This is a genomic window from Streptomyces bambusae, from assembly GCF_019400985.1.
Taxonomy (GTDB): domain Bacteria; phylum Actinomycetota; class Actinomycetes; order Streptomycetales; family Streptomycetaceae; genus Streptomyces; species Streptomyces bambusae_A.
The window spans coordinates 1-7,931 of the sequence record NZ_WTFF01000330.1; the positions used below are offsets into that span (position 1 = coordinate 1).

Here is a 7,931-nt window from a genome sequence, read left to right on the forward strand (position 1 = left end):
GGGCCGTCCGGGCCGTCCGGGCCGTCCGGGCCGTCCGGGCCGTCCGGGCCGTCCGGGCCGTCCGGGCCGTCCGGGCCGTCCGGGCCGTCCGGGCCGTCCGGGCCGTCCGGGCCGTCCGGGCCGTCCGGACCGTCCGGGCCGTCCGGACCGTCTGGACCGGCGCATTCCGGCCACCGGGCCGACGTACGCTCTCGTTCGTGGAACAGACGCCGACCCCGATCCGGGTGCTCCTCGCCGACGACCAGGCCCTCCTGCGCAGCGCCTTCAAGGTGCTCGTCGACTCCGAGCCCGACATGGAGGTCGTGGGGGAGGCCTCCGACGGCGCCCAGGCCTACGAGCTGGCCCGGCGGCACCGCCCCGACGTCGTCCTCATGGACATCCGGATGCCCGGTACCGACGGGCTGGCCGCGACCCGGACGATCAGCGCCGATCCCGAGCTGGCCGGAGTACGCGTGGTGATGCTGACGACCTTCGAGGTGGACGAGTACGTCGTCCAGGCGCTGCGGGCCGGGGCCTCCGGGTTCCTCGGCAAGGGCGCCGAGCCCGAGGAGCTGCTGAACGCCATCCGGATCGCCGCCGCCGGCGACGCACTGCTGTCCCCGGCCGCCACCAAGGGCCTGATCGCCACCTTCCTCGCCCAGGGCGGCGGCGCCGGCCCCGCCGCCGGCCCGGTCGCCGGCGGACCGCACGCCGAACGGCTGGCCACGCTGACCGGGCGGGAGCGCGAGGTGCTCGTCCACGTCGCCGGCGGCATGTCCAACGACGAGATCGGCGTCCGGCTGGAGGTCAGCCCGCTCACCGTCAAGACGCACGTGAACCGGGCCATGGCCAAGCTCGGCGCCCGCGACCGGGCGCAATTGGTGGTCATCGCGTACGAATCCGGACTGGTCCGCCCCCGGGCGGAGTAGGCGGGCGGCCGCGCCCGTACTGCGAACGCGGTATGCCCCGCCCCAGGACGCGACCTGGGGGCGACTCGCCGGCGCGGCCGGGTGCGGTGGGATGGCGGGACCACCGCTTTCAGCCCACGAGAGAGATCCGCCCATGTCCTGGCTGTCCAGATTCAGCCTCGCCCAACGCGCCCTGGTCGGCCTCGTGTCGATCATCGCGCTCGCGTTCGGCGTCATAGCCGTCCCCCAGCTCAAGCAGCAGCTACTGCCGTCCCTGGAACTCCCGATGGTGTCCGTGCTCGCGCCGTACCAGGGCGCCTCGCCCGACGTCGTCGAGAAGCAGGTCGTCGAACCGATCGAGGCCGCGCTGAAGGGCGTGGACGGCATCACGGGCGTCACCTCCACCGCCTCCGAGGGCAACGCGCTCATCCGCGCCGGCTTCGACTTCGGCAGCGCCGACACCAAGCAGCTCGTCGCCGACGTGCAGCAGGCCGTGGGCCGCGCCCGTGCCAAGCTGCCGGCCGGCGTCGACCCGCAGGTCGTGGCCGGCTCCACCGACGACATGCCGACCGTCGTCCTCGCCGTCACCTCCGACAAGGACCAGCAGGCCCTCGCCGACCAGCTCCGGGCCACCGTCGTACCCGCCCTGGAGGACATCGAGGGCGTCGGCCGGGTCAGCGTCGACGGCGTGCAGGAGCTCCAGGTCGCCGTCACGCCCGACCCCGCCAAGCTCGCCGCGGCCGGCCTCGACACCCTCAAGCTGGGGGAGGCGCTCAAGGCGGGCGGCGCGACCGTGCCGGCCGGCTCCTTCGACGAGGAGGGCCGCAATCGCACGATCCGGGTCGGCAGCGGCTGGACCTCCCTGGCCCAGATCCAGGACCTGCGCATCGCCGCCGGCCCCGGCCGGCCGGCCGTACGCCTGGGCGACGTGGCGCGGGTGGAGCAGCGGCCCGCCACGCCGGTCTCCCTCACCCGCACCAACGGCAGGCCCAGCCTGGCCGTCGTCCTGACCATGGACAAGGACGGCAGCGCCGTCGCCATCTCCGACGCCGTCGGGGAGAAGCTGCCGCAGCTGCGCGCCGACCTCGGCTCCGGCGCCTCGCTGACCGTCGTCAGCGACCAGGGTCCGGCCGTCGCCACCGCCGTCTCCAGCCTCACCACCGAGGGCCTGCTCGGCCTGCTCTTCGCGGTGATCGTGATCCTGGTCTTCCTGGCCTCGCTGCGCTCGACGCTGGTCACCGCGGTCTCCATCCCGCTGTCCGTCGTCCTCGCGCTGATCGTGCTGTGGACCCGCGACCTGTCGTTGAACATGCTCACCCTCGGCGCCCTCACCATCGCCGTCGGCCGGGTCGTGGACGACTCGATCGTGGTCCTGGAGAACATCAAGCGCCACCTCGGTTACGGCGAGGAGCGGGAGGCCGCGATCCTCGCGGCGGTCAAGGAGGTCGCCGGCGCGGTCACCTCGTCCACGCTCACCACGGTCGCCGTCTTCCTGCCGATCGGCCTGGTCGGCGGCATGGTGGGCGAGCTGTTCGGCTCCTTCTCGCTGACGGTCACCGCCGCCCTGCTGGCCTCGCTGCTGGTGTCGCTGACGGTGGTACCGGTGCTGTCGTACTGGTTCCTGCGCGCCCCGAAGGGCACCTCCGCCGACCCGGCCGAGGCCCGCCGGCTCGCCGAGGAGAAGGAGTCCCGCAGCCGGCTCCAGCGCCTCTACGTCCGGGTGCTGCGCTTCGCCACCCGCCGCCGGCTGACCAGCGTGGCCGTCGCGGTCGTGGTGCTGCTCGGCACGTTCGGCATGGCGCCGCTGCTGAAGACCAACTTCTTCGACCCGGGCGAGCAGAAGGTGCTCACCCTCAAGCAGGAGCTGGCCCCGGGCACCTCGCTGAGCGCCTCCGACGCGGCCGCCCGCAAGGTCGAGGCGGTCCTGGAGAAGGCGGCCGGGGTCAAGGACTACCAGGTCACCGTCGGCTCCTCCGGCTTCCTCGCGGCCTTCGGCGGCGGTACGGGCTCCAACCAGGCCTCGTACCAGATCACCCTGGACGACTCGGCCTCCGCCGAGGCCACCCGCGAGCGCATCGAGGCGGACCTCGCGGCGCTCGACGGGATCGGCGAGACCAACGTCGTGGTCGGCGCCTCCTTCGGCAACCAGGACCTCAGCGTGGTCGTCAAGGCCGGCGACCCGAAGGTGCTGGCCGAGGCGGCGGAGAAGGTCCGGGCGGAGGTCGCGGAGCTGAAGGACGTCACCAACGTCCGCAGCGACCTGTCCCAGTCCGTGCCGCGGATCTCGGTCACCGCCACGCCGAAGGCCGCGGAGCTGGGCCTGACCCAGGCGGCGCTCGGCGGGATCGTCGCCCAGTCGGTGTACGGCATGCCGGCCGGCAAGGCGGTCCTGGACGACGCCGAGCGGGACCTGCTGATCACCTCCGACCGGCCCGCCCGGACCCTGGCGGAGCTCCGGGCGCTGCCGGTGGGCCCGGTCCGGCTCGGCGACGTCGCCGAGGTCAAGGAGGTGCCCGGCCCGGTCGCCGCGACCCGTATCGACGGCGCCCGCGCCGCGACGATCACGGCGAAGCCGATGGGCGACAACACGGGTGCGGTCAGCTCGGCCCTGCAGACGAAGCTGAAGTCCGTCGACCTGCCCGCCGGGGCGACCGCCACCATCGGCGGGGTCAGCTCGGACCAGGACGAGGCCTTCGCCTCGCTGGGCCTGGCCATGCTGGCGGCAATCGCGATCGTCTTCATGCTGCTCGTCGCGACGTTCAGGTCGCTGGTGCAGCCGCTGATCCTGCTCGTGTCCGTCCCGTTCGCGGCGACGGGCGCGCTCGGCCTGCTGATCGTCACGGGCACGCCGATGGGCGTGCCGGCGATGATCGGCCTGCTGATGCTCATCGGCATCGTGGTGACCAACGCGATCGTCCTGATCGACCTGGTCAACCAGTACCGGGCGCAGGGCCTCGGCGTGGTCGAGGCGGTCGTCGAGGGCGGCCGGCACCGGCTGCGCCCGATCCTGATGACGGCCCTGGCGACGATCTTCGCCCTGCTCCCGATGGCGCTCGGCGTCACGGGCGAGGGCGGCTTCATCTCGCAGCCGCTGGCTGTGGTCGTGATCGGCGGGCTGGTGTCGTCCACGGCTCTGACGCTGCTGCTGGTGCCGACGCTGTACACGATGGTCGAGCTCCGCAAGGAGCGCCGGAGGGCCAAGCGCTCGGCAAGGCTCCGGGTGGTCCCGGCCCCGGCCCCGGAAAACCAGACCCCGGCCGGGGTCTGACCCCCGGCCTGGGCCCGGACCCCAGCCAAGGCCCGGACCCCATCCTGGGTCCGGGCCCAGGCGGGCCGGCGCGCCGTTGGGCTGCGGGCTGCGGGAAGCGTGCGGGCCGTCGGTGGCTCGTCGCGCAGTTCCCCGCGCCCCTGGGGGGTGGGCGTTGTGTGGCGTCTGCGGGGTGTGTGTGGCTGGTCGCGCAGTTCCCCGCGCCCCTGGGGGGTGGGCGTTGTGTGGCGTCTGCGGGGTGTGTGTGGCTTGTCGCGCAGTTCCCCGCGCCCCTGAGGGGTGCTGCACGAGGCGCCCCCGTCAGGCGCGCGGGGAACTGCGCGAGCAACCGGGCACGGTGTGGAGGCGGACGCCGGCGGATCTGGCCCCGTCAGGGGCGCGGGGAACTGCGCGAGCAACCGGGCACGGTGTGGAGGCGGACGCCGGCGGATCTGGCCCCGTCAGGGGCGCGGGGAACTGCGCGAGCAACCCGGCACGGTCCGAGGACGGCCGAGCGGCAGATCGTCCCCTGCCCGGAAACGCCCGGAGGGCGCCCCCACCGGGGGCGCCCTCCGGGCGTTTCTCCGCCGCCCCTACGGGAGCGCGAGCATGCGTTCCAGGGCGAGCTTTGCGAAGCTCTCGGTCTCCTTGTCGACCTGGATCTGGTTCACCAGGGTGCCCTCGGCCAGGGACTCCAGGGTCCAGACCAGGTGGGGCAGGTCGATGCGGTTCATCGTCGAGCAGAAGCAGACCGTCTTGTCGAGGAAGACGACCTGCTTGTCCTCCGCGGCGAATCGGTTCGCCAGGCGCTTGACGAGGTTCAGCTCCGTGCCGATGGCCCACTTCGAGCCGGCCGGGGCCGCCTCCAGGGTCTTGATGATGTACTCCGTCGAGCCGACGTAGTCCGCGGCCGCCACGACCTCGTGCTTGCACTCCGGGTGGACGAGGACGTTCACGCCCGGGATGCGCTCGCGCACGTCCTCGACCGAGTCCAGCGAGAAGCGGCCGTGCACCGAGCAGTGGCCCCGCCACAGGATCATCTTCGCGTCGCGCAGCTGCTCGGCGGTCAGGCCGCCGCCCGGCTTGTGCGGGTTGTAGACGACGCAGTCGTCCAGCGACATGCCCATGTCCCGCACCGCGGTGTTGCGGCCCAGGTGCTGGTCCGGCAGGAAGAGCACCTTCTCGCCCTGCTCGAACGCCCAGTCCAGGGCCTTCTTCGCGTTGGACGACGTACAGATCGTGCCGCCGTGCTTGCCGGTGAAGGCCTTGATGTCGGCGGAGGAGTTCATGTACGAGACGGGCACCGTGACCCCGGCTATGCCGGCCTCGGTCAGCACGTCCCAGCACTCGGCGACCTGCTCGGCGGTGGCCATGTCGGCCATCGAGCAGCCGGCGGCCAGGTCAGGCAGGACCACCTTCTGGTCGTCGCCGGTCAGGATGTCGGCCGACTCCGCCATGAAGTGGACGCCGCAGAAGACGATGTACTCGGCCTCCGGCTTGGCCGCCGCGTCCCGCGCCAGCTTGAAGGAGTCGCCGGTGACGTCCGCGAACTCGATGACCTCGTCGCGCTGGTAGTGGTGGCCGAGGATGAAGACCTTGTCCCCGAGCTTCTCCTTGGCCGCGCGGGCGCGGGCCACCAGGTCCGGGTCGGACGGCGAGGGCAGGTCGCCGGGGCACTCCACACCGCGCTCGCTCCTGGGGTCGGCTTCGCGGCCGAGCAGCAGCAGGGCGAGGGGCGTCGGCTGGACGTCCAAAGGCTGGGCGGTGGTCACGACACGCACCCTTTCTGTTCCGCGACTACGAGACTTCGGTCCTGGGCGGTCCTGGTCGTCCAGGAACTGCCGACTTCTCGACTTCTCGTCTATTTGACGCTATCTATCATAGCTGGTTCGTGTCAGTTTGACGATGGCCGATCGTGTCGATGTGACGAATTCGCCGCCGCCTCGTCGGCTGCTCCACCGCCCCGCCCCGGTGTGCGAGCATGAATATCTGAAACACGCGTCAGGCCCGGAATGAATCCGCGGCCGCGTCGGTTGCAGCCGACGGCAAGAGTCCGACGTTTCCCTGCCCCGGCGGGGAGCCGCCCCACTTTCGGGAGTGAATGCAGATGTCCGTTCAGGACGAGAAGACCACTGTGAGCGACGGCATCCTCCTGTCCGACGCCGCCGCTGCCAAGGTCAAGGCCCTGCTGGAGCAGGAGGGCCGGGACGACCTGGCGCTGCGTGTCGCGGTTCAGCCCGGTGGCTGCTCCGGCCTGCGCTACCAGCTCTTCTTCGACGAGCGCTCGCTCGACGGTGACGTCGTCAAGGACTTCGACGGCGTCAAGGTCGTCACCGACCGGATGAGCGCCCCGTACCTGGGCGGCGCCTCGATCGACTTCGTCGACACCATCGAGAAGCAGGGCTTCACCATCGACAACCCGAACGCCACGGGCTCCTGCGCCTGCGGCGACTCCTTCAGCTAAGCCTCAAGCCTGGGGGAGCCCCCGACGACGAGGGGCCCGCGCCGGACGACATGTCCGGCGCGGGCCCCTCGCGCGTTCCGGCACCCGCCGCGCGCTCGCCCGTCGGCGCTCGCGCGGCACCCGCCCCGCTACTGCCGCGGCAGTTCCTTGCCCGTCTTGGCGTCGATGACCTTGCGGTCGCCCAGCGGCTGGTCCAGCGTCACCGTCAGGGCCATCTCCTGGGCGATCAGGATGCAGGCCCGGCCCGGCTCCCGCGGCGTGTCAGTGATCTTGACGATGACCGACTGCGGGCTCTGCCGCGCCTCGATCGCGTAGTCGCTGCACACGCCGCCCCAGAAGTTGACCGTCAGCTTCCGGTCGCTCTCGGCGTACGAGAACCCGGGCACGGTCCCGGGGCCCGAGCCGGGGTCCGGCTGCCCCGGGCCCGGCTGCTCGGCCGCCGCCGGCTGGACCACCGTGTGGGACGGCCCGCCGTCCTTGCCCGCCACCTCGAACAGCCACGCCGGCACCAGGCCGCGGACCCCGTCCACGGTCCCCGGGGCAAGCCCCAGCACGGCGCCGCGCACCTGCTCGGTCCGCGGCGGCTTCATCGGGCGCGGCTCCGGGTTGCACGGCAGCGGGTCGCCGGGCTTGACCGGGGTGTCCGGGTCCAGCGGCACCGAGGTCGCGCAGCCGCTCGGCTCCGGGGTGCGCACCGGACTCGTCCGCGCGTTCAGCCGCTTGAGGGCCTCCTCGGCCCCGACCACCGACCGGTCGGCGGCCTTGACCGGGGCCTTCAGCTCGCCGCTGCCGCCGACCACGACCCCGTCGGCGCCCACGTTCACCTTGGTCGACCAGCCCTGCGTGGGCATCCCGCCGATCACCGGGTCGGCCGAGACGACCCGTACCGCGCCCTGCGTCAGCCGGGCGTCCAGCTTCGCGTCGCTCTGCCCGGCCGCCGCCAGCACCGGGCCCGCGGCCGTCTTCGCGGCGGCCTCCGAGACCGCCTTGCCCGGGTCGCCCTCCGGGGGCGCGACCGGGCCGCAGCTGTCCTTGCCCTTCTTGCAGTTGTCCCCGCCGCCCTGCTGGAAGTGGGTGTACGTCCAGCTGCCGGGCGCCGCGCGGTTCACCGTCAGCCGGGGCCCCGAGGAGTCCCGGACCTCGCCCGCCTGCCACACCTCGCCCGCGAGCCGCGGCTCGCCCTGGATGCCGAGCGCCGACGCGAGCCGGGCCACCTCCTCCCGGGTCACCTCGCCGTCCGCCTTGAAGCCCGGCGCGGCCGACGGCCCCTGGGGCAGCGGCCCGGACGCCTCGTACGTGACCCCGCCGCCGGACGGGTCCGGCTCGCCGGGGG

At 72.9% G+C, this 7,931-nt stretch carries 5 protein-coding genes; 3 read left to right on the forward strand and 2 right to left on the reverse strand.

Going from position 1 to position 7,931, the window contains the following annotated elements; all coding sequences use genetic code 11:
* Window positions 1–197 precede the first annotated feature (197 nt).
* Together GPJ59_RS30330 and GPJ59_RS30335 are read left to right on the forward strand one after the other, a co-directional pair.
* A complete protein-coding gene (locus tag GPJ59_RS30330) occupies window positions 198–908 on the forward strand; it encodes a response regulator (RefSeq protein WP_219671122.1) in 711 nt (236 codons plus the stop codon).
* Window positions 909–1,041: 133 nt separating this feature from the next.
* The gene (locus GPJ59_RS30335; protein ID WP_219671119.1) at window positions 1,042–4,155 is read left to right on the forward strand and encodes an efflux RND transporter permease subunit; all 3,114 of its coding nucleotides are present in this window, start codon (window positions 1,042–1,044) and stop codon (window positions 4,153–4,155) included.
* Between the two features lie 572 nt (window positions 4,156–4,727).
* Here GPJ59_RS30335 and nadA read toward each other — a convergent pair.
* Window positions 4,728–5,915: a quinolinate synthase NadA gene (nadA, locus tag GPJ59_RS30340; protein WP_219671120.1), complete on the reverse strand. Its 1,188-nt coding sequence runs from the start codon at window positions 5,913–5,915 to the stop codon at window positions 4,728–4,730.
* Between the two features lie 326 nt (window positions 5,916–6,241).
* On the opposite strand from nadA, the gene GPJ59_RS30345 reads away from it, so the two are divergent.
* Complete coding sequence (locus GPJ59_RS30345; protein ID WP_058044766.1) at window positions 6,242–6,598, forward strand: HesB/IscA family protein; 357 nt, start codon at window positions 6,242–6,244, stop codon at window positions 6,596–6,598.
* A gap of 128 nt (window positions 6,599–6,726) precedes the next feature.
* Here GPJ59_RS30345 and GPJ59_RS30350 read toward each other — a convergent pair.
* A partial coding sequence (locus tag GPJ59_RS30350; protein ID WP_219671121.1) for a hypothetical protein occupies window positions 6,727–7,931 on the reverse strand: 1,205 nt, incomplete at its 5' end.